At 68.4% G+C, this 21142-nt stretch carries 14 protein-coding genes; 6 read left to right on the top strand and 8 right to left on the bottom strand.

From position 1 onward, the window contains the following. The first annotated feature begins 16 nt into the window (after positions 1-16). Complete coding sequence (locus SAZ01S_RS06865) at positions 17-3388, top strand: TonB-dependent receptor (RefSeq protein ID WP_369688865.1); 3372 nt, start codon at positions 17-19, stop codon at positions 3386-3388. A 95-nt stretch (positions 3389-3483) separates the two neighbouring features. On the opposite strand, the gene SAZ01S_RS06860 is transcribed toward SAZ01S_RS06865, so the two are convergent. Then, entirely contained in the window at positions 3484-3921 is a 438-nt protein-coding gene (locus tag SAZ01S_RS06860; protein ID WP_084581579.1) for a MarR family winged helix-turn-helix transcriptional regulator, read from the bottom strand. An 86-nt stretch (positions 3922-4007) separates the two neighbouring features. Between SAZ01S_RS06860 and SAZ01S_RS06855 the strand changes: the two genes are divergently transcribed. The 5 genes from SAZ01S_RS06855 to SAZ01S_RS06835 all read left to right on the top strand — a co-directional run bounded on the left by SAZ01S_RS06855 (position 4008) and on the right by SAZ01S_RS06835 (position 11085). Beyond that, positions 4008-5429 (top strand): aldehyde dehydrogenase family protein, encoded by a 1422-nt coding sequence (locus SAZ01S_RS06855; protein WP_084581331.1) that lies wholly within the window; start codon positions 4008-4010, stop codon positions 5427-5429. A gap of 29 nt (positions 5430-5458) precedes the next feature. Then, positions 5459-6346 carry an AraC family transcriptional regulator gene (locus tag SAZ01S_RS06850; protein WP_084581329.1) on the top strand — a complete coding sequence of 296 codons (888 nt, stop codon included), beginning with the start codon at positions 5459-5461 and terminating at the stop codon, positions 6344-6346. A gap of 89 nt (positions 6347-6435) precedes the next feature. Then, positions 6436-9039, top strand: a complete 2604-nt coding sequence (locus tag SAZ01S_RS06845) for a TonB-dependent receptor (protein ID WP_084581327.1) — start codon at positions 6436-6438, stop codon at positions 9037-9039. Between the two features lie 13 nt (positions 9040-9052). Next, positions 9053-10135 (top strand): NAD(P)-dependent alcohol dehydrogenase, encoded by a 1083-nt coding sequence (locus SAZ01S_RS06840; RefSeq protein ID WP_084581325.1) that lies wholly within the window; start codon positions 9053-9055, stop codon positions 10133-10135. Continuing rightward, on the top strand, positions 10132-11085 hold the full coding sequence (locus SAZ01S_RS06835) for an alpha/beta hydrolase (RefSeq protein WP_084581324.1): 954 nt from the start codon (positions 10132-10134) through the stop codon (positions 11083-11085). The genes SAZ01S_RS06840 and SAZ01S_RS06835 overlap by 4 nt, the downstream gene beginning before the upstream one ends. 9 nt (positions 11086-11094) lie before the next feature. On the opposite strand, the gene SAZ01S_RS06830 is transcribed toward SAZ01S_RS06835, so the two are convergent. From SAZ01S_RS06830 to SAZ01S_RS06800, 7 genes are all read right to left on the bottom strand, one after another. Next, positions 11095-12057, bottom strand: a complete 963-nt coding sequence (locus SAZ01S_RS06830; RefSeq protein ID WP_084581322.1) for a tetratricopeptide repeat protein — start codon at positions 12055-12057, stop codon at positions 11095-11097. Positions 12058-12161: 104 nt separating this feature from the next. Further along, a complete protein-coding gene (locus SAZ01S_RS06825; RefSeq protein ID WP_245824671.1) occupies positions 12162-13874 on the bottom strand; it encodes a vWA domain-containing protein in 1713 nt (570 codons plus the stop codon). Positions 13875-13965: 91 nt separating this feature from the next. After that, positions 13966-14499 carry an RNA polymerase sigma factor gene (locus SAZ01S_RS06820; RefSeq protein ID WP_084581318.1) on the bottom strand — a complete coding sequence of 178 codons (534 nt, stop codon included), beginning with the start codon at positions 14497-14499 and terminating at the stop codon, positions 13966-13968. Positions 14500-14754: 255 nt separating this feature from the next. Continuing rightward, positions 14755-15879, bottom strand: a complete 1125-nt coding sequence (locus SAZ01S_RS06815; protein WP_084581316.1) for an ABC transporter permease — start codon at positions 15877-15879, stop codon at positions 14755-14757. 1 nt (position 15880) lies between these two features. After that, positions 15881-18616 carry a ribosome-associated ATPase/putative transporter RbbA gene (gene rbbA, locus SAZ01S_RS06810; RefSeq protein ID WP_084581314.1) on the bottom strand — a complete coding sequence of 912 codons (2736 nt, stop codon included), beginning with the start codon at positions 18614-18616 and terminating at the stop codon, positions 15881-15883. Beyond that, the gene (locus tag SAZ01S_RS06805) at positions 18613-19683 is read right to left on the bottom strand and encodes an HlyD family secretion protein (RefSeq protein ID WP_084581312.1); all 1071 of its coding nucleotides are present in this window, start codon (positions 19681-19683) and stop codon (positions 18613-18615) included. The genes rbbA and SAZ01S_RS06805 overlap by 4 nt, the downstream gene beginning before the upstream one ends. Beyond that, positions 19680-21101 carry an efflux transporter outer membrane subunit gene (locus SAZ01S_RS06800; protein WP_245824669.1) on the bottom strand — a complete coding sequence of 474 codons (1422 nt, stop codon included), beginning with the start codon at positions 21099-21101 and terminating at the stop codon, positions 19680-19682. The genes SAZ01S_RS06805 and SAZ01S_RS06800 overlap by 4 nt, the downstream gene beginning before the upstream one ends. Positions 21102-21142: the final 41 nt, after the last annotated feature.

The raw sequence follows: 21142 nt of genomic DNA, 5'->3' as shown, positions 1-21142 counted from the left end.
CAAAATCGGATCTTTCTTGCGCGGGGCCTCGGTCACCGCGCTCTGCGTCGCGGGCATGATGGGCACGGCCCATGCCCAGTCCGCCGCACCGGACCAGCAGGCCCAGGACGGCCAGGGCGCGCAGGATGCGCAGGGTGATCAGGCGGCGATTATCGTCACCGGCATCCGCGCCAGTCTTGCCAATGCGCAGACGATCAAGAAGAATTCGGACACGGTGGTCGACGCGATCACCTCGCAGGACATCGGCGCCCTGCCGGACCGTTCGGTCACCGAGGCGCTGCAGCGCGTGCCGGGCGTCTCGATCAATCGCTTTGCCGGCACCAACGATCCCGATCACTTCTCGGTCGAAGGCTCGGGCGTCGTGGTCCGCGGCCTCAACTTCGTGCGCTCGGAATTCAACGGCCGCGACGCGTTCTCCGCGGGCGTGGGCGGTCAGGCGCTGAACTTCGCCGATGTGCCGGCCGAACTGCTCGGCTCGGTCGAGGTCTACAAGAACGTCACCGCGGCGATGATCGAAGGCGGCCTTGCCGGCACGGTCAACCTCAACACCCGCAAGCCGTTCGACAACAAGGGCTTCCATGTCGCGTTCAGCGGCGAGGCGAATTACGGCGACTTCATCAAGAAGTGGTCGCCGACCGGCTCGTTCCTGATCAGCAACACCTGGGACACGGCCAAGGGCACCTTCGGCCTGCTGGGCAGCGTTTCCTACTCGCGCGTCCGCAGCCGCGCCGACGGCATCCAGATCACCAACTTCCAGACCCGCGACAACACGCTGGTGCCGTTCCAGAACGGAGGCGGCCAGCTCGTCTGCCGCACCCCGCTGCCGGGCAGCACCGATACCACGACGCTGCCCGGCCAGCGGCCGGACGCCGCGGGCAACAATGTCAACGCTCCCTGCGGCGCAGCCTCGACGCCCGGCGCGGACGGCTTCGCCGACCCGCGTTCGATCGCCTATGCGCCGATCGGCGGTCAGTTCCGCACCCAGGATTTCGATCGCAAGCGTGACGGCATCGCCGTCGCCGGACAGTGGGAGTCGACGGACCGCTCGGTGCTGGCGACCGCACAGTTCCTGCGTTCGCACACCACCAATGCCTGGGGCGAGCACACCTTCGAATCCGCGCCGGACCTTTCCGAATATAATACGTTCCCGAAGGGCTGCGTGCAGAACGGCGATGGTCCGCTCTACAACGGCAACACCACGACGCGCGCCGAATGTCCGGTGGGTCAGTTCACCGACTATCAGTATGACAGCACCGGCCTGTTCCAGAAGGGCTACATCACCCTTCCGGGCAGCGGCTGGCGCAACGCCTCCAGCGGCAATGCCGATACCTTCGTGCCGACGGGCGGCGTCCAGCAATCGCTGTCGCGGCGCCAGGTGTATGAGGAGAACACGGTCAACGACTTCGGGTTCAACCTCCAGATCCATCCGAGCGATCGCTGGGACATCAACCTCGACGCCGATTACACGCGCGCCGAGCGGAGCAACCTCGACGTCAGCCTGTTCGGCTCGACCTTCGCCGACGAGGAGGTCGACCTCACCGGCAGCCTGCCCAAGGTTGTGCCGCACAAGCCGCTGACGCTCGCGGCGACCTGGGCTACGCCGAACCCGGCGCTCGTCTCCGCCACCGATTCGCAGTATTTCGCCGACAAGCGCGTGCAGTTCTGGCGGGCGGGTATGGACCATGCCGAAGACAGCGTCGGCCGCGAATATGCCTTCAAGGGCGATTTCAGCTATGCGCTGGGCGACGAAGGCTTCTTTAAGAAGATCAAGTTCGGCGGCCGCTACGCCGATCGCGACCAGACGGTGCGGTACACGACCTATAACTGGGGCGTGATGAGCGAAATCTGGAGCGGCACGGCGCCCGTTTCTATCGCGCAGGCGGGCACCAATCAGGCCAGCTTCTACAACTTCCCGAATTTCTTCCGCGGTCAGACCCCGGGGCCGTCGGGCGCATATTATTACAATGGCGATCTGATCAACGGCTATGATCAGGCGAGCAAGTTCATGCAGGGCATCGCGGCGACCTGGCATTCCGCCAACGGCGCCGGCTCCGCCAATGACTGGCGGCCGCTGGCACAGCGCGCGGACGTGGTGCCGGGCACGATGTATCGGCCGAACGAAATCCAGCGGGTGAAGCAGCAGGATTTCAACGCCTATCTGATGGCGACCTTCGGTGGCGAGGATACCCGGATCGGCCGTATCAGCATTTCGGGTAATGCCGGCGTGCGCTTCGTACGCTCGTATCTCGGCTCCTTCGGCGCATCGCGCATTCCGACCCAGACCGATCTGGGCGTGACCGCGCCGTATCTGACGACGACCGTCAATGGGCAGACGGTCGCCGGCCGCTGCGATCCGGCGGTGCCGGCCGGTTCCCCGCCGGGTACGCCGGCGCGCACCGCGGGCGGCGTCTGCAACCTCGGTGCCGCGGGCTACGCCCAGCTGCAGCAGTTTGCGGGCACGAACGCGACGATCTTCCCGACCCAGGCGAACTTCAGCTACGATTACTTCCTGCCGAGCCTGAACCTCAAGTTCGGCGTCGCCAACGGGCTGCAGCTGCGACTCGCCGCATCCAAGGTGCTGACGCGTCCGGAATCGTCCTATGTCCGCAGCTATCTCGACCTCAGCGTCGACGGGAACGGCAACCTCACCGCCAATGTCGGCAACCCGTTCCTGAAGCCGGCGACGGCGTGGCAGTTCGACGTCACTGCGGAATGGTATTTCTCCAAGGTGGGCTCGCTGACGGCGGACGTGTTCTACAAGGACGTGCAGAACTTCTTCTACCAGTCGACCGGCACGCTGCAGTTCACCAACAACGGCGTGACCTTCCCGGCGCAGACGCGCGGTCCGGCGAACTATAACGGCCACGGCAAGATCAAGGGCTTCGAGGTCGCCTACCAGCAGACCCTCGACTTCCTGCCGAGCTTCCTCTCGGGCCTCGGCGTCAACGCGAACTATTCCTATGTGGATAGCTCGGGCCTGCCCAACACCTTCCTGAACACGGGCAGCGCAGTGAACGTCGGCAGCATCAAGCCGGGCAACCTGCCGCTGGAAGGCCTGTCGAAGCACAATGTCAACGGCACGATCTTCTACGAAAAGGGGCCGATTTCGCTCCGCGCCGCGTATAACTGGCGCTCGAAGTTCCTGCTGACGGCGGCGGACGTGATCTTCCCATACACCTCGATCTACCAGGATGCGTTCGGGCAACTCGATGCCTCGGCGTTCCTCAGCCTGAACAAATATGTGAAGATCGGTGTCCAGGGCGTGAACCTCACCAATTCGGTGACCAAGACGCTCCAGGCCTATCGCGGCGATCCGGCGTACCTCGCGCCGCGCTCGTACTTCATGAACGACCGACGCTTCTCGTTCATCATCCGCGGCAATTTCTAACGATCTGCCCGAATGAAAGCGAAAGGGGGTTCCGACGGTTGCCGCCGGGGCCCCTTTTTTTTCGTGCGGCCGGTTCATCGGCCCCGACGGATCGGTCAAACGGCAGCGTGGATCCGGTTGAGCAGCTGGAGCAGGGTCGCGCGCTCGGCATCGTCCAGGTCGGCGAGCACCGGCAGTTCGGATTCGTGCAGGCGCGCGATCATTTGCGGCAGCTGCGTCTCGCCTTCGGGTGTCAGGTGGAGGGCATGGCTGCGCAGGTCGCGGCCCGGCCGACGCTCGACCAGCCCGCGCTCGACCAGCAGGTTGACCAGCTTCATCGCGCTCGCCCGATTGATCGACAGCGCCCGGCCCAGTGCCGACTGGTCCAGCCCCGGCTGCGCCCGGATCAGCGCCAGCGCCGTCACGCGGGCAGGGGAGATGCCATAGGGCGCCAACGCAGCATGCGCCGCCTCCATCAACCGCAGGCGCGCCATCTGCAGCTGATAGCCGATCAGCGTTTCGAGAGCGTCATCCTGGGAAGCGGCGTGGGTCATCTTGTCCAATCGGTATGCCTGGGATACATTTGCGCAAAATAGGGGATATGCCGCGGCGAGTCGCCGCCTGTTTTAGGAGATTGGCCTTGGAACGCACCTTCAAGCTGTTGATCAATGGCGAGGCCGTGGACGGCGCGTCGCAGTTCGACGTGATCAATCCTGCGACTGCGGAGCCGTTCGCGCGCTGTCCCAAGGCCGATGCCGAACAGCTGAACGCCGCCGTCGCCGCCGCCAAGGCCGCGTTCCCGGCCTGGGCCGCTACGCCGATCGAGGAGCGCGCGGCCAAGGTCGAGGCGGTCGCCGGGCGGCTGCAGGAGCGGCTGAGCGAGTTTGCCAGCCTGCTCACCACCGAGCAGGGCAAGCCGCTCGACCAGGCCACCGGCGAGGTGATGGGCACGGTGTTCACGCTGCGCGCTTTCACCGAGATGCGCCCCGAGACCAAGATGCTGCGCGACGAAGGCGGCAACCGCGTCGTCGAGCATCGCACGCCGCTGGGCGTGGTCGCGGCGATCACGCCGTGGAACTTCCCGATGGTGCTGGCGGCGAACAAGATTGGCCCGGCGCTGGTCGCGGGCAACACCATGGTGCTCAAGCCCGCGCCGACCACGCCGCTCACCACGCTGCTGCTGGGCGAGATCTTCGCCGAGCTGCTGCCGCCGGGCGTGATCAACATCATCTGCGACCAGAACGATCTGGGCGCGCTGCTCACCACCCATCCGGACGTCGCCAAGATCGCCTTCACCGGCTCCACCGCCACCGGCAAGAAGGTGATGGCGAGCGCCGCCGACGGCGTGAAGCGCGTGACGCTGGAGCTGGGCGGCAACGACGCGGCGATCGTGCTCGACGATGTCGAGCCGGCGCTGGCGGCCAAGAAGGTGTTCCAGGGCGCGATGTACAATGCCGGGCAGATCTGCGTGGCGGTGAAGCGTGCCTATGTGCCCGAGGGCATGTATGAGGCATTCTGCGCGGAAATTGCCGAGCTGGCCCGCAACACCGTGGTCGACGACGGCGCCAAGCAGGGTGCCAAGGTGGGCCCCGTGCAGAACGCGATGCAGTTCGAGAAGGTCAAGGCGCTGATCGAGGACGCCAAGCAGCGCGGCACCGTGCTGGCCGGCGGCGACGCGCTCGATCGTCCCGGCTATTTCATCCCGCCGACGATCGTCCGCGATCTCGACGACGATGCCCCCCTGGTGCGCGAGGAGCAGTTCGGCCCGGTGCTGCCGGTGCTGAAATATCGCGATATCGACGAGGTGATCGCCCGCGCCAATGACTCCGAGTACGGCCTGGGCGGCACGATCTGGGGCCGCGACGTGGCGCGCGCGACGGAAGTGGCGATGAAGATCGACAGCGGCACGGTATGGGTGAACCAGCACCTCGCGATCGATCCGCGCATCCCCTTCCGCGGATCGAAGCAGTCGGGGCTGGGCGGCGAGCTCGGCCAGGCGGGGCTGCACGAATATACCCAGGCGCATATCGTAAACGCGGTCGAACTGGAGCCGGCCGCCTGAGCGCGGTAGAGCATTTCACCACCCAGGCGGTGCCGCCCCAGCGGCGGCACCTCTTCTGGCGCGACATCGTCGCCGAGGCCTTTCCGGGCATGACCGCCATCGCCCCGGAAGGCATCCGCGCCGATCTCGCCCGGTGGCACCTGGGGCCGGTGGGCCTCGCCCGGGCGCGGAGTGCGCGGGCGCAGGTGCGGCGCGCGGGCAATCGCGACGGGCATAATCTGCTGCTGCACCTCCAGCGGCGCGGGCGGCTGACGATGCTGCACGGCGACACGGCGGTGTCGGGGGGCATGGGCGACATCCTCGTCGCCGACGACAGCCGGCCCTACGCGATCGACATTTCCGACACCAACGAATGCCTGATCCTGCAGGTGCCGGCCGCGTCGCTCGGCGACGGGATCGGGCTCGGCAATCTGCACGGCCGGCTGTTGTCGGGGCAGGATCCGCATGTCGCCTTCCTCAACCACATGCTGCTCGGGCTGTGGGACCAGCGGGCGATGCTCGGGGATGTCGACGACGGGGTTGGCGAGCTGCTGGTCGATGCCACGCGGCTGGTCTGCCGCCAGCAGCGCGGCGCGCCGTTCGTCGCGGCGGGGGCGGAAACGCCGGTCACCTATGCGCTGCGCCATCTCGATGATCCCGAACTCGGCACCGCCAGCCTGTGCGCCGCGACCGGGCTCAGCCCGCGCGCGGTGCAGAAGGCGTTCCTGCGCGAAACCGGCCTTACGCCCACCGCGTTTATCGCCGACCGGAGACTTTCCCGTGCGGCGGAACTGCTCGTGGCGGAGCCCGGCCGCAGCGTCACCGACATCGCCTTCTCGCTCGGCTTCAGCGACGCGGCCTTTTTCAGCCGCTGCTTTCGTCGGCGCTTCGCCACCAGCCCGCGCGAATGGCGGTGCAGGGGTGCGCGTCCGTCCTGATCGCGGTGCGCACCCGTCCAAGACGGGGCGCCATCCGCGCGCTAGCCTTCTCCGATAAGCGCCGAAATGGCGCGCATCAGGAGAGGAAAATGCGCATTGGTCTCGCCACGGCCCTGCTTGCTTCGGCGGCATGGGCGGCGCCCGTCTGGGCCCAAAGCACCGAACAACCTGCCCAGCCCGAAGCGAAGCAGCAGGACAGCGGCATCGCCGAAATCGTCGTCACCGCGCAGAAGCGGGCGGAAAACGTCCAGGACGTGCCGATCGCCATCTCCGCCTTCGGCGCGGACACGCTGAAGGAGCGCGCGGTCGGCAGCGTCGCCCAGCTCTCGGCGATCGCGCCCAACGTCAATCTGGATGCTGGCACGCCCTTCTCGGGCTCGCCCGCCGTGCTTTCCGCCTATATTCGCGGCATCGGCTCGGATGATTTCGCCTTCAACATCGATCCCGGCGTCGGCCTCTATCTCGACGGCGTCTATCTCGCCCGCACGGTGGGCGCGAACCAGGACCTGATGGATGTCGCCCGGGTCGAGGTGCTGAAGGGACCGCAGGGTACCTTGTTCGGCCGCAACACGATCGGCGGCGCGATCTCGATCGTCACCCGCGATCCCGGCAAGGAATTCCGCGTCCAGGGCGATGTGACCACGGGCAGCTACAAGCGGCTGGGCGCGCGCGGATCGGTCGACATTCCGATCACCGACGGGCTCGGCGCGATCCTCAGCTTCGGGGTGCAGTCGCGCGACGGCTTCCTCGAACGCATTCCCTATCCCGACCAGCGCGCCAACAACACGCCCTCTTACACCGCCTTCTCGGCCGCCGGATACGGCAACTCGACGCGCGAAGGCGGCAACGACAATTGGAACCTGCGCGGCAAGCTGAAATGGGCGCAGGGCGGGCCGCTCACGCTCACCCTGTCCGGCGACTATAGCCGCGACAAGGGCACCAGCGCCAACAAGCTGCTGGGCACCGCCGAGAATGTCCCCGGCAATTTCGCCGGCACGGCCAACCTGCCGGGCACCGGCTTCGATCCCACCGGCACCACCGGGTTCAACTTCGCCGGGCTCTACAATTTCTGCATCGGCGCGACCTCGGCGCAGATCGCCGCCCGGGGCGCCCAGGCACTTTGCGGCACCTCCGGTACGCAGTTCAACCCGCGCTTCCAGGTGCCGAGCTATGCCGGCGTCAATGTCGACGGCAACCCGGCCAACAACCGCCTGCCCTGGGACAGCCGCTATGTCCTTGCCGATCCGGACAAGAGCTATGCCACCGGCAACAGCTTCTCCGACCTCAAGAACTGGGGCTTTTCCGGCGTCATCGACTATGACCTGAGCGACACCATCGCGCTCAAGTCGATCACCGCCTATCGCCAGCTCGACTGGGCCGCCGGGCTCGATGCCGACGGCTCGCCGCTCAACTTCCTCCAGCTCAGCTTCACCATGCACCAGTGGCAGTTCAGCCAGGAAGTGCAGCTGCTCGGCAAGGCGCTCGACAACAAGCTGAACTATGTGCTCGGCGGCTATTATTTCAAGGAAGCCGGCAACCTCCACGATTACGTCACCTTCGCCGAGGGCCAGGTGCAGGTGGACGGCCCCAACCGGCTGGAGACCGCCAACTATGCCGCGTTCGGCCAGGTCGACTATCGCCCGACCGCATGGCTCGGCCTCACCATCGGCGGCCGCTACACCAACGAGAAGAAGCGCTTCGAAGGCGGCCAGCAGGAACTGAACGGCTTCAACTACAAGCTGTTCGGCTGCTCGGATGCCAATGGCAACATCACCCCGAACGGCCCGTTCCCGCTGGCGCCGGTGACCTGCCAGACGGGTCTCGGCTATCCCGATCCCAGCAATCCGGTGCGCGTCTATGTGCCGGGGGTGAACCGCAAGAAGTTCAGCGATTTCTCGCCCAAGTTCGGCGTGCAGCTGCACCCGAACGACAATGTGATGGTCTATGGCAGCTGGTCGCGCGGCTACAAGACCGGCGGCTGGACCACGCGCCTCACCAACCCGCAGGGCAATGTCGCGCCCGACTTCAACGAGGAGACCGCGACGACGACCGAGATCGGCGTGAAGTCGACGCTGCTCGATCGCAAGCTCCAGCTCAACGCCGCCGCCTTCAACACCGAATACAAGGGCATCCAGCTCAACATCCAGATCGGCACCTCGCCGACCATCGCCAATGCCGGCAATGCCCGGATCCGCGGCTTCGAGCTGGAAGCGATCGCGGCGCCGGTGCGCGGCCTCACCGTCAACGCGTCGCTCGGCTATATCGACGCCTATTACACCAGTGTCTCGCCCGCGGCGGCGGCGGTGGGCGGCCCCAACCCGTTCCAGGCCGGTACCGTGGTCGGCGCATCGCTGCCCAAGACGCCGAACTGGAAGACCAACATCGCGCCGCGCTACGAAACCCGCATCGGCAACGGCGCGTCGCTGATCTTCCTCGCCGACTGGAGCCATGCCAGCAGCGTGTGGAACGATACCCAGCGCACCTACATCCTGCGCCGCGGTGCGATCGATCTGGTCAATGCCAGCATCGCCTATCAGGAGCCGCACGACCATTGGACGCTCACCGTCGGCGGCACCAACCTGACCGACAATCGCTATCTGACTTCCGGCGGCTCCAACATCGCCGACGGCACCTTCTTCGGCACCTATAGCCGCCCGCGCGAATGGTATGCGCGCTTCGGCTTCAAGTTCTAACGGGAGCGCATCCATGGACATCCAGGCAGCTGTCACCGAGGCGGCGGGCGGCACCTTCAGCATTGAGACGCTGCGGATCGATGCGCCGGGGCCCAGTCAGGTGCTGGTGCGGATCGTCGCCTGCGGCGTGTGCCATACCGACATGGTGATGCGCGACGGCGCGCTGCCGGTGCCGTTCCCCGCGGTGTTCGGGCATGAGGGCGCGGGCGTGGTCGAGGCGGTGGGGCCGGGGGTGACCGGCCTCGCCCCCGGCGACCATGTGTTGCTCAGCTTCGACAGCTGCGGCGCCTGCTCCGCCTGCCACGATCATCAGCCCGGCTATTGTCCCGAATTCTTCCCGCGCAACTTTCTCGGCGCACTCGGGCCGGATCAGGGCGGATTGTGGCGCGGCGCGGACCGGATCGGCAGCAACATCTTCGGCCAATCCGCCTTCGCCACCCACGCGCTTGCGCATCCGCGCAACGTGGTGAAGGTCGATGCCGACCTGCCGCTCCACCTGCTCGCCCCGCTCGGCTGCGGGATCCAGACCGGTGCGGGGACGGTGCTGGAGACGCTCAAGGTGGCGGCGGGCCAGTCGATCGCGATCTTCGGTGCCGGCGCGGTCGGGCTGGCCGCGGTGATGGCCGCCGCGATCGCCGGTGCCGGCAGGATCGCGCTGCTGGATCGCCACGCGCACCGGCTCGATCTCGGTCGCGAACTGGGGGCGACCGACACCGCTACCAGCCTGGACGCGCTCTCGGCCCCGTTCGACCATATCGTCGACACCACGGGCGTGCCGGCGCTGCTGGGGCAGGCGGTCGACCTGCTCGCGCCGCGCGGTACGCTGGCGCTGGTCGGCGCCTATCCGTCCGATCCCAAGCTTTCCATCGACGCCTCCGCGATCATGAGTGTCGGGCGCAGGATCATCGGCGTGGTGGAAGGCGGCATCGATCCGCAGCGCTTCGTCCCCGAGCTGATCGCGCAGTATCGCGCCGGCCGGCTGCCGATGGAAAAGCTGGTGCGCACCTATCCGTTCGCGGCGATCGATCAGGCGGTCCACGATTCCGAAACCGGCGCCGTCATCAAGCCGGTGCTGCTGATGGAGCAGGGCGCATGACCGACGCCCCGCCGCGGCCCGACGTCGTCGCGCTCCTCGCCTATCTCGCCGAGCACGTCGCCCCGCCGGTCTCGGCGCTGCCGGTGGAGGCGGCGCGGCTGATGATGCGGGCGAACTGCACGGTGGCCGATCTGCCCCCGGTCCCGCTCGCGCGGGTGCAGGACTGGACGGTGCCGGGCCCCGCCGGCCCCCTTGCCGCGCGCCTCTATGATCGCCGGCTTGATCGCATGGCGGGGCCTCTCGTGCTGTTCTTCCACGGCGGCGGCTTCGTGATCGGCGATCTCGGCACCCATCACAGCTTCTGCACCTGGCTTGCCGACGCGCTGGACCTGCCGGTGCTGGCGATCGACTATCGCCTCGCGCCCGAACATCCCTTTCCCGCAGCGGTCGACGATGCGGAGGCCGCGGCACGCTGGATCGCCGATGCACCGGACGTGTTCGGCTTCCGGGTGACCGGCCTGATCCCCTGCGGCGACAGCGCCGGAGGCAATCTGGCGATCGTCACCTCGCAGCAGCTGGCGCTGCGCCCCGCCGCGGTCCCGGTGCAGGCATGCTGGGCGCTGTACCCCTTTGTCGGCGGCGGCAAGGACTGGCCGTCGCACCGGGCGTACGGCAACGGCTATTTCCTCTCTGCCGACGACATGGCCTGGTTCGACGCCCAATATCGGGCGACCAGCGGCGATCCCCGCCACGATTGTCTCAATGGCCCGATTCCGCCGGTGCCGCTGCTCATCCACACCGCCGGCCTCGATCCGCTTCGCGACGCGGGCCGCGCCTATGCCGATCGGGTCGAGCGCGCCGGCGTGCCGGTGCACCGGATCGAGGCGGCCGGCATGATCCATGGCTTCGTCCATTTCCGCCAGGCGCTGCCCTCGGCCCAGCAGGATTGTGCGGCCTTCGCCGCCGCGGCCAAAGCGATGCTGGCCCGTGATCCTCTGCACGGGGACTGAAACCCGCCTCTACCGCCTTCCTTCACCGCTTTCGATCCGGTCGGCGCGTTCGCTATCCTTGCGGGCGCCCTTCGCATTGCCGCGGCTCGCGCGGATTTCGCTGCGGATGCGGTAGGCGCGGGCGGAGCGCTCGTAGCGAAGCGCCTGATCGATATCGGCTTCCGCGCGGGCGAGGTCGCCGCGCATGCGATAGGCAAGCGCGCGGTTGAGATAGGCGGGGGCGAGCGTCGGACGCACGGCGAGCGCGCGATCGAAGGTTGCGATCGCGAGGCGCGTGTCGCCCTTCTCCAGCGCTGCGAGACCGTCGTGTAGCGCGAGGTCGGCCGGGTCTTCTGGGTCGGGCGTGCAGCCCTGGTTCTCCGGACAGGTCGTGCGTGCCCTGGTGTCGCGGCTGGCGACCCGCGCGCCCGTGACGACGATGTCGCTCGTCGCCATCGGCGGGGCGGCTGCCATCGCTACCGGGGGAGGTGCCACGGGTGCTGGGGGCGGTGGTGGGGGTGGTGGCGGCGGCGGCGGCGGTGCAGCTTCGGCCACCGATGCGGGTGCGGCGGGCGGCGCAGAGACCGCTGGTGGCGCGCTTGCAGGGCCAGCGGGGCGGGCCGGGGCAGGCGGCGGCGCCGCCACCGGGGCAGGGGCGGAGCGCCGGCTCGGCGCTTCCGGTCGCGGCATCTCGCTGGGAACCCCGCGCGTCGGCTGCGTGGCCGGTGCTGGCGGCCGGTGTGCGACCCCGCCCGGCACGTCGCGATGGTGCAGCGCCATCGGGATACTGACCACCGCGACGAGCGCAATCGAGGCAGCCGTGCCGACGAATCCGGGGCGCAGCCAGCGGCTGCGCTTTGGCGGCGCGCGCTGCGGCGCGGGTGTTGCCGCTACCCCCTCGAAGCGCGCCATCGCCGCCGTCAGCGCCGCGCGCCGTGCGGCCGGGCGCGGCGGCGGCGGATCGGGCAGATGGCGCTTGAGATCGTCGTCCATCGCGAACTCAGCCAGCCGGGTGCGGGGAGGGTGGGCGTGCCATCCTCCCCGCTATAGCGGCATCGACGCCTCCATCGGAAGCGGCAATGCCATGCGCCGCGCGGTCAGCGTACCAGGGGCGGCAGGGCCTGTGCGCGTTCCGCCTTGCCGACAAGGGCCAGGAATTCGGCGCGATAGCCGAACGGATCACGCCCCTGTGCCCCCGCGGCAATCCGTGCGACGTCGCCATAGCCAAAGTGCCCCGCATAGGTGCCGCCGCGCAGCAGCTCGGCAAAGCCCGCCACCGCGGTGGCAAAGCGCGCATCCTCCGGCGCATCCTCGAACCGGGGCGCGATGCCGCGGGCCGAGATCGGCTGCGCGATCAGCCGGCTCGTGGAAGCCTTGGGCAGCTTGTAGCGGATCTTGACGAAGCCCAGTTCCGCCGGGCTTGCCGCCTGTCGCGGCGCGGCCTCCGGCTTGCCATAGCGCAGCGGATCGGCCGTTTGCGGGCCGCCGACGGGGACCACCTCGTAGAGCGCGGTCACGGTCCGCCCTGCGCCGACGTCGCCGGCATCGACCGCGTCGTTGTTGAAGTCCTCGCGCGCCAGCATCCGCGTCTCATAGCCGATGAGCCGATATTCGGCGATCGCGGCGGGGTTGAACTCCACCTGCACCTTCACGTCGTTGGCGATCGGGAACAGCGACGAACTCGCCTCCGTGACGAGTGTCTTGCGCGCCTCGTTCAACGTGTCGATATACGCGGCGACGCCATTGCCGTTCTGCGCCAGCGTCTGCATCAGCGCGTCGTTATAGTTGCCCATGCCGAAGCCGAGTACCGACAGGTAGATGCCCTTGGTCCGCTCCCGCGCGATATAGCCCTTCAGTTCGTCCTGGCTGGTGATGCCGACGTTGAAATCGCCGTCGGTCGCCAGGATCACGCGGTTGACGCCCTTGGAATCGAAGTCGCGCTCGGCGAGCGCATAGGCCTGCCGGATGCCCTCCGCGCCTGCCGTGCTGCCGCCGGCCTCCAGCTGGTCGAGCGCGCCGAGGATGCGGCCCCGATCGCTGGCCGGCGTCGGTTCGAGCACGGTGCCCGCCTGCCCGGCATAGGCGACGATCGCGACCCGATCGTCCTCGCCGAGGCTGTCGAGCAGCAGGCGCAGCGACTGCTTCACCAGCGGCAGCTTGTTGGGCATCTGCATCGAGCCCGAGGTGTCGATGAGGAACACGAGGTTGGCGCGCGGCCGGCTGGTCCGGGTAAGCTCGTAGCCGCGCACGCCGATGCGGACGATCAGCCTTCCGGGCGCCCAGGGGCTGGGGAAGACGGCGAGGTTGGTGCTGAAGGGCTCCGCCGTGCTGCGGGCGGGCGCGTAGTCGTACGGGAAGTAATTGACCATCTCCTCCGTCCGCACCGAATCGCGCGGCGGCAGCACGCCGCGGTCGAGCGAGGCGCGCAGGAAGGCGTAGGACGCGGTGTCGACGTCGAGCGAGAAGGTGGAGACGGGCGCATCGGCGACGCGCTCGAACGCGTTCTGCTGTACGGCGGTGAAGCGGTCACGACCCGCGACGGCGAACGGCGGCAGTTCGGCGAGCACCGGCGCGCGGTTCCGCGACATCGCCATTGCGATCGGTGCCGGCGGCGGGGGCGGCGGTGCCGGCATTGCCGACGGTGCGGCGATGCGATTGCCGCTCACGACGATGTCCGTCACCGGCGGTGGGGCCGGGTGCGCTTCGGTGCCTGCTGGGCGCGTCGTGTCGGCGCAGGACGCGACGAGCAGGGCGGGAAGGCCGATCGCGGTGAGGACGAAGGGAACGGGGGCAGGGCGGGCGCGGGGCATGGCAATCTCCTCCAAGGACGGGCGGCACATCGGCCACCTGTTCCTTGGACGCCGCATCGCGTGCGATCCTTGGGCGCCCTTGCGCTTTTTTTCAGGTCTTGCCCGACAGGCGCCGGCGTGCCTCATGCATTCGCCACGAAACCGTCGCTTCGGCCACGCCCAGTATCGCCGCGGCTTCGGCATGGGTCAGCTCCTGTCCGGCAACCAGCACCACCGCGTCGCGATAGGCTGCGGGCAGTTTCATCACGGCGCTGCGCACCCACATCGCATCGTGCACGTCGCCATGGTCCGCGCCGCGCCCGATCCCGGCGAGGATCGCAAGCCGCTCGGTCATCCCGCGAAAGGCGCGTCCGCGCCGTCGCGCGTCGCGGCACGCGTTGAAGGTGATCCCGATCAGCCAGGTCGAAAAGCGCGACTCGCCGCGGAAGCTGCCAATCCGGCCGACCAGCGTGCAGCACACGTCCTGCGCGATATCCTCCGCGTCGCTGCGCGAACCGGTGAGTTGCCAGGCGAGCGCGTGGATCCGGTCATAGTGCCGCTCGAGCAGTGTCCCGAGCGCCGCCCGATCTCCCGCGACTGCCGCGCCGACCAGATCGGCATCCGGATCCTCGCCCCGCGCTGCCACGCTTCAGATCGCGCACAGAAAATGCAGGGCACGGCTGAACGTGCTCGCCCGCTCCCGCAAAGATCGTCCCCACGCCATCGCCCGCTGTCTGCCCGATCCCCGCGCGAGACGCCATGGCCTGCGTGCGCGTTCAGCAGGCGACCGACGAGCCGGTCGATGAGGATGTCGGGAATGGCGGCCTCGCTGGAGAGGGCGGCGGTGCGTGCACGGCCGCAGCCGGCACCAAGACGGAACGACGGGGCGACGGTTCCGCGGTCAGGCCATGGCCCCGATCGTGCTGCGGAACCGGGTGAGCGCGATCGCGAAGAACAGGCTGCCGATCGCGATGATCGCCAGGAACTGCGGCCACACCACGTCCAGTCCGGCACCGCGATAGAGGATCGCCTGGGCCATGCGGACGAAATGCGTGGTCGGCGCGATCAGCATCAACGTCTGCACCAGCTCGGGCATGCTCTCGCGCGGGGTCAGCCCGCCGGAGAGCAGCTCGAGCGGCAGCAGCACCAGCATCATCAGCAATCCGAATTGCGGCATCGAACGCGCGATCGTGCCCATGAAGATGCCCATCGAGGTGGTGGCGAACAGGTGCAGCCCGGCACCGGCAAGAAACAGCACGATCGATCCCTGGATCGGCATCTGCAGCACGCCCTGCACCATCACCGTCAGCGAAAAGGCACAGGCGACCAGCACCACCGTCCCCATCGACCAGACCTTGCTCGCCATGATCTCGAACGGCGTCACCGGCATCACCAGCAGATGCTCGACGGTGCCGTGCTCGCGTTCGCGGATCAGCGCCGCGCCGGTCAGGATGATCGACAGCATGGTGACGTTGTTGATCACCTCCATCACCGCGCCGAACCAGCTGCGCGCCAGCGTGGGATTGAAGCGCACCCGCAACGCCAGGTCGACCGGCGGGGGCGGGGTGGCGCGGGTGCCCGTCATGAACTCCTGCGCCTCGGCCTGAACGATCTGCTGGATATAGCCACCGCCGGTGAAGGCCTGAGTCATGCTGGTCGCGTCGATATTGAGCTGCACCGTCGGTCGGCGCCCGGCGAGCAGGTCGCGCTCGAAGTCGGGCGGCAGGTCGAGCGCGAAGGTGTAGCGGCCGATGTCCATGCCATGGTCGACCGCATCGAGCCCGACCATCGCCGGCGGCGTAAAATGCGGCGGGTAGAAGGCTGAGGCGATACGGTTCGACAGCTGCGACTGATCTTCGTCGACGATGGCGATCGGCGCGCGGTAGAGCGTTTCCGGCAGGCCGGTCGCCGCGACCCAGATGCCGAGCGAAAAGGCGTAGAGGATCAGCACCAGCATCATCGGATCGCGCACCAGGCTGCGCAGTTCCTTGATGCCCAGGCGATAGATGTTGGCGAGGTGCCGCATCTCAACGCTCCTGCTTCTTGAGCAGCACGACGCACAGGCCGAGCAGCACCGGCACCGCCGCCGCCAGCGCCAGCAGGTCCTGGGTAAGATCGGCAAAGCCCAGACCCTTGGAAAAGACGCCCCGGCAGATGGTGACGAAATAGGTGGTGGGGAACACATGCCCGATCGCGGCGCCCGCCCCGACCAGCGAGGAGACCGGGTTGATCAGTCCGGAAAACTGGGTGGCGGGGAGGATCGTGCCGATGGCGGTGGCGAAGATCGCCGCGATCTGGCTGCGCATGAAGATCGAGAAGAGCAGCCCGATCGCGGTGGCCGACAGTGCATAGAGCAGGGCGGCCAGCGTCAGCGCGAGCAGGTTGCCGGTCAGCGGCACCCGGAAGATCGTGACCGCCACCCCCACCATCAGCGCATAGTTGAGCATCGCCAGCCCGACATAGGGCAGCTGCTTGCCGAGCAGGAATTCGAGCCGCCCCACCGGGGTGACATAGAAATTGATGATCGATCCCAGTTCCTTCTCGCGCACCACGCTGAGCGCGGTGAGCATCGCCGGGAACAGCAGCAGCAGCACCGGGATCACCGCCGGCGCGATCGCCACCAGGCTGCGCACATCGGGATTGTAGCGGTAGCGCAGCTCGATATCGACCAGCCCGGCGGCGGGGCGCTGGCCCAGCTTGCGCAGCGCGGTCTCCGCCAGCCACTGGGCGTGGAGCGACTGGATATAGCCCTGCGCCGTCTCGCCCCGCTGCGGCATGGCGCCGTCGATCCACACGCCGACCTGCACCGGGATGCCATGTTCGATCCGCTGCGCGAAACCGGGCGGGATCTCCACCGCGACGGTGACGTCGCCGTCGCGCATCCGGTGATCGAGCTGGGCATAGTCGGTGATCGGCGGCCGTTCGACGAAATAGCGCGAGCCGGACAGGTTGAGCGCGTAATTCTGGCTGAGCGCGGTGCCGTCGCGATCGAGCACGGCAAAGGGCAGATGCTCGACATCGAGGCTGATGCCATAGCCCATGATGAACAGCAGCAGCACGCTGCCGACCAGCGCCAGCGTCGCGCGGATCGGATCGCGGCGCAGCTCCAGCGCCTCGCGGCGGACATAGCTCATCATCCGCCGCAGGCTGAAACGGGATGTACCGGCACCGTTTCCGGCCGCGCTTGGCTGGGGGGCGGCAACCGGCGGGGGCGGCGCCGCTTCGCTGTCGGCGCCGGCGGCTTCGCGCAGATAGCCGATGAACGCCGCTTCCAGGCTGGCACTGCCGCGCGCGGCGGCGATGGCCGCCGGCGTGTCGCTCACCAGCACGCGGCCGGCGTGCATCAGCGAGATGCGGTCGCAGCGCTCCGCCTCGTTCATGAAATGGGTGGAGATGAAGATCGTCACGCGATCGTTGCGCGAAAGATCGGCCATGATCTGCCAGAACTGGTCGCGCGCGATCGGATCGACGCCCGAGGTCGGTTCGTCGAGGATCAGCATCTCCGGCTTGTGGATCATCGCCACGGCGAGGCTGAGCCGCTGGCGCTGGCCCAGCGCTAGGGCATCGGGCAGCATGTCGATGATCGCATCCAGCCCGAAGCGCGTCGCGACTTCGGCCACCCGGCCGTCCACCTCGGCATCGGGGACGTGGAACAGCCGGGCGTGCAGATCGAGATTTTGCCGCACGGTCAGTTCGGAATAGAGCGAGAAGGCCTGGCTCATATAGCCGACGCGTTGGCGGGTGGCGATGTCGTTATGGCCGAGGGGGCGGCCGAACAGCCAGGCCTCGCCGGCATCGGCGTCGAGCAACCCGGTCAGCATCTTCATCGTCGTCGACTTGCCGCAGCCGTTCGAGCCGAGAAAGCCGAAGATCTCGCCCCGTTCGATGCGGAAATCGACCTGGTCGACCGCAGTGAAGTCGCCGAACCGCTTGGTCAGCCCGCGTGCCTCGATTGCGACCTCGGCCGCCTCGGTGCTGCGCGGCGGGATCACTACCGGCTGATGGCCGCGTCGCCGCGCCTCGGGCAGCAGCGCGATGAAGGCACGCTCGAGGTCGTGGGTACCGGTGCGGGCATAGAGGTCCGTGGGGGTGCCGGTGGCGAGGATGCGCCCGGCATCCATCGCGACCAGCCAGTCAAAGCGCGACGCCTCTTCCATATAGGCGGTGGCGACCAGCACGCTCATCTGCGGCCGCTCGGCCCGGATGCGATCGATCAGGTCCCAGAACTGCGCACGCGACAGCGGGTCGACGCCGGTAGTCGGTTCGTCGAGCAGGAGAAAATCGGGATCGTGGATCAGCGCGCAGCACAGCCCCAGCTTCTGCTTCATGCCGCCCGAGAGCTTGCCCGCCGGGCGGCTGCGGAACGGCGCGAGGCCGGTGCTTTCGGTCAGTTCGGCGATGCGCCGTTCGCGCTCGGCCGCGTCCTGGCCGAACAGCCGGCCGAAAAAGGCGAGGTTCTCGTCGATCGACAGGGTGGGGTAGAGGTTCTTGCCGAGCCCCTGCGGCATATAGGCGATGCGCGGACAGGTGGCCTGGCGGTGCCGGGGATCTGCCATGTCGCCGCCCAGCACTTCCACCCGGCCCTGCTGGATCGCGCGGGCCCCGGCGACCAGCGAGAACAGGGTCGACTTGCCCACCCCGTCGGGGCCGATCAGCCCGACCATGCCGCCGGCCGGAATGTCCAGGCTGATATCGTCGAGCGCGACCGTGTCGCCATAGCAGAGGCGAACCCCGGTGAGCCGGGCGGCCAGGGCGGCGGTCATTGGCCGACCCGCACCGCGAGCTTGGCCGGCCATGCGGCGTTGGAGTCGATCCGCACATAGGCCATGCCCGGCAGGCCGGTCTTCACCTGGGTGATGTGCTTGTCGAGCAGCTGCGGATCGATCCTCGCCTTCACCCGGAACATCAACTTGCGGCGCTCGCTATCGGTTTCCACCGTCTTCGGCGTGAACTGCGCGACATCGGCGACGAACGAGACCTTCGCCGGGATGACATATTCGGGGGCGGCATCGAGGACGATGCGCACGTCGCTGCCCAGCGCCACCCGCCCGGCCGCCGTCTCCGGCAGGAAGAAGGTCATGTAGACATCGCCGAGATTGACGAGGTTGAGCACGCGGCCGCCGCCGGCGACGACTTCGCCCGCCTGGGCGACGCGATACTGGACACGGCCGCCGGTGGGCGCGCGCAGATCGCTGTCGCGGATATCGGCTTCGATCCGGGCGATGGCAGCGCGCACCGCATCGACATTGGCGCGAGCGCCGACCACCTGGCTGCGCGCCGTGCCGATCGCCGCATCGACCGCCGCCACCTGGGCGCGGGCGGCTTCGACCGCGGCATTGGCGCCTTCGGTCCGGGCGACATCGTCGTCGCGTTCCTGTACCGGCGTGGCGCCTTCACGAGCCAGCGTTTCCGAGCGCCCGAGCCGCTTGCGCGCGGCGACCGCATCCGCCTCGCGCTGGCGGAGCGAGGCCACCGCCGCGGCGCGTTCGCTCTGCCGCTGGGCGACCTGGCTTTGCGCGGTTTCGATCGCGGTGAGCGCCTGGGCGAGCTGGGCATTGGCCTGGTCGCGCTGGGCGATCAGCGTGTCGACATCCATATGGGCGACGACCTGGCCCGCCTTCACGAACGCGCCTTCGTCGACCAGGATGTCGCGGATGCGGCCGGGCGCCTTGGCGGCGACGTCGATCTCGGTGGCTTCGATCCGGCCATTGCCGGCGATGATGCCCGGCGGCAGGTCGGCCGGGCGCAGCCACAGCCACCAGATCAACGCGGCGCCGCCGAGCAACGCGGCGATGCTGCCGATCATGGGCAGGTTGCGGGGCATCTTCATCGTGCTTCCCCTTGCGATTGCGGGTTGTGCTGGGCGGGCAGGGCGGGGGCGAAGCCACCGCCGAGCGCGGCGTAGAGCGCCACGCCGCTGGCGAGATGGGCGCGGCGCAGCTGCACCAGCGCCTGGTCGGTGTCGAACAGCGCGCGCTGCGCATCGAGCACTTCGAGATAGGCCGATCGGCCATTGTCGAAGCGTAGCTGTGCCAGCCGCGCGCGTTCGCGCAGCGTGTCGCGCACGGCTTCGGTCGCGCTGATCTGGCGGGCGAGCTGCTGGCGGCGCACCAGCGCGTCGGAAACGTCGCGGAACGCGCCCTGGATCGCCTTTTCATACTGGGCGACCGCGCCGATCTGGCGCGCGCGCGTGACATCCAGATTGGCCTTCAGCCGGCCGGCATTGAACAGCGGCAGCCGGATCTGCGGCGAGAAGCTCCACACCTGGCTGCCATGATCGAACAGCCCTTCCAGATCGGTACTGGCCCAGCCGAACGCGCCGGTGAGCGCGATATTGGGCAGGAAGGCCGCCCGCGCCGCGCCGATATTCGCCTCGGCGGCGCGCAGCCGATATTCGGCGGCAACGATATCCGGCCGGTCGACGAGGAGCTCCGAGGGCAGCCCCACCGGCAGATCGACCGGCGCGGCGGTGGCGGCCAGCGCCAGCGGGCCTTCGGCGATCGTCACCGGCTGGCCGACCAGCAGCGCCAGCGCGTTGCGATTGACCGCGCGGTCCTGCACCAGCGCTTCCATCGCGACCTGGGCCTGGCCGAGCAATGTTTCGGCCTGGGTGACCTCCAGCCGCGAGCCCGAGCCGACGTCATAGCGCCGTTGCAGGATGTGGAGCGATTGCTCGCGCGTCTCGATCGTGCGGGCGGCAAGCGCGACCCGTTCGCCATATTCGCGTTCGAGCAGATAGCCGTTGGCGACCTGGGCGACCAGATCCGTCGCCACGGCGCGGCGTGCCGCCTCGGTGGCGAGATAGGTGTCGCGGGCGGCTTGGTTGAGCGCGTGCAGCCGGCCCCAGAAATCGATCTCCCAGCCAGCGCTGAGCTGGGCGGTTACCTGCTTCACGTCATAGTCGAGCGTACCCAGCTTCGGCAGGTCCAGTCGTGCCCGGCCGCGGGTGCCGCCGGCGGCGGCATCGAGGCTCGGGTAGAGCGGCGCGCCTTCGATGCGCCACGCGCCGCGCGCTTCGTCCACCCGCGCGGCGGCGCTGCGCAGGTCGCGATTCTGATCGAGGGCGGTGGCGATCAGCCGCCGCAGCTCGGGATCGCGGAAGAAATCCTGCCAGCCGATCCGGGCGATCGACGGCGCGTCGGCATCGGTCCCGGCATACTGCGCCGGGACCGGCGGCACCGGGTGGACCGGCGCGGGGGTGAACGAACAGCCGGCGGCGAGGATCGGCAGCGCGGCGACGCAGGCCAAGGCCCATCGCCTTGGGGCAGCAATGTCATGCTGGGCCATGA

Origin of the sequence: Sphingomonas azotifigens NBRC 15497 (assembly GCF_002091475.1) — a bacterium.
Classification (GTDB): Bacteria; Pseudomonadota; Alphaproteobacteria; order Sphingomonadales; family Sphingomonadaceae; genus Sphingomonas; species Sphingomonas azotifigens.
The sequence above is the reverse complement of the archived record's forward strand: the minus strand, read 5'-3'. Positions and strand labels throughout refer to the sequence as shown.

Coding starts and splice junctions, on each gene's coding strand:
- SAZ01S_RS06860 (WP_084581579.1), bottom strand. CDS start 3,921: ATGACCCACGCCGCTTCCCAGGATGACGCTCTCGAAACGCTGATCGGC.
- SAZ01S_RS06845 (WP_084581327.1), top strand. CDS start 6,436: ATGCGCATTGGTCTCGCCACGGCCCTGCTTGCTTCGGCGGCATGGGCG.
- SAZ01S_RS06840 (WP_084581325.1), top strand. CDS start 9,053: ATGGACATCCAGGCAGCTGTCACCGAGGCGGCGGGCGGCACCTTCAGC.
- SAZ01S_RS06835 (WP_084581324.1), top strand. CDS start 10,132: ATGACCGACGCCCCGCCGCGGCCCGACGTCGTCGCGCTCCTCGCCTAT.
- SAZ01S_RS06830 (WP_084581322.1), bottom strand. CDS start 12,057: ATGGACGACGATCTCAAGCGCCATCTGCCCGATCCGCCGCCGCCGCGC.
- SAZ01S_RS06825 (WP_245824671.1), bottom strand. CDS start 13,874: ATGCCCCGCGCCCGCCCTGCCCCCGTTCCCTTCGTCCTCACCGCGATC.
- SAZ01S_RS06815 (WP_084581316.1), bottom strand. CDS start 15,879: ATGCGGCACCTCGCCAACATCTATCGCCTGGGCATCAAGGAACTGCGC.
- rbbA (WP_084581314.1), bottom strand. CDS start 18,616: ATGACCGCCGCCCTGGCCGCCCGGCTCACCGGGGTTCGCCTCTGCTAT.
- SAZ01S_RS06805 (WP_084581312.1), bottom strand. CDS start 19,683: ATGAAGATGCCCCGCAACCTGCCCATGATCGGCAGCATCGCCGCGTTG.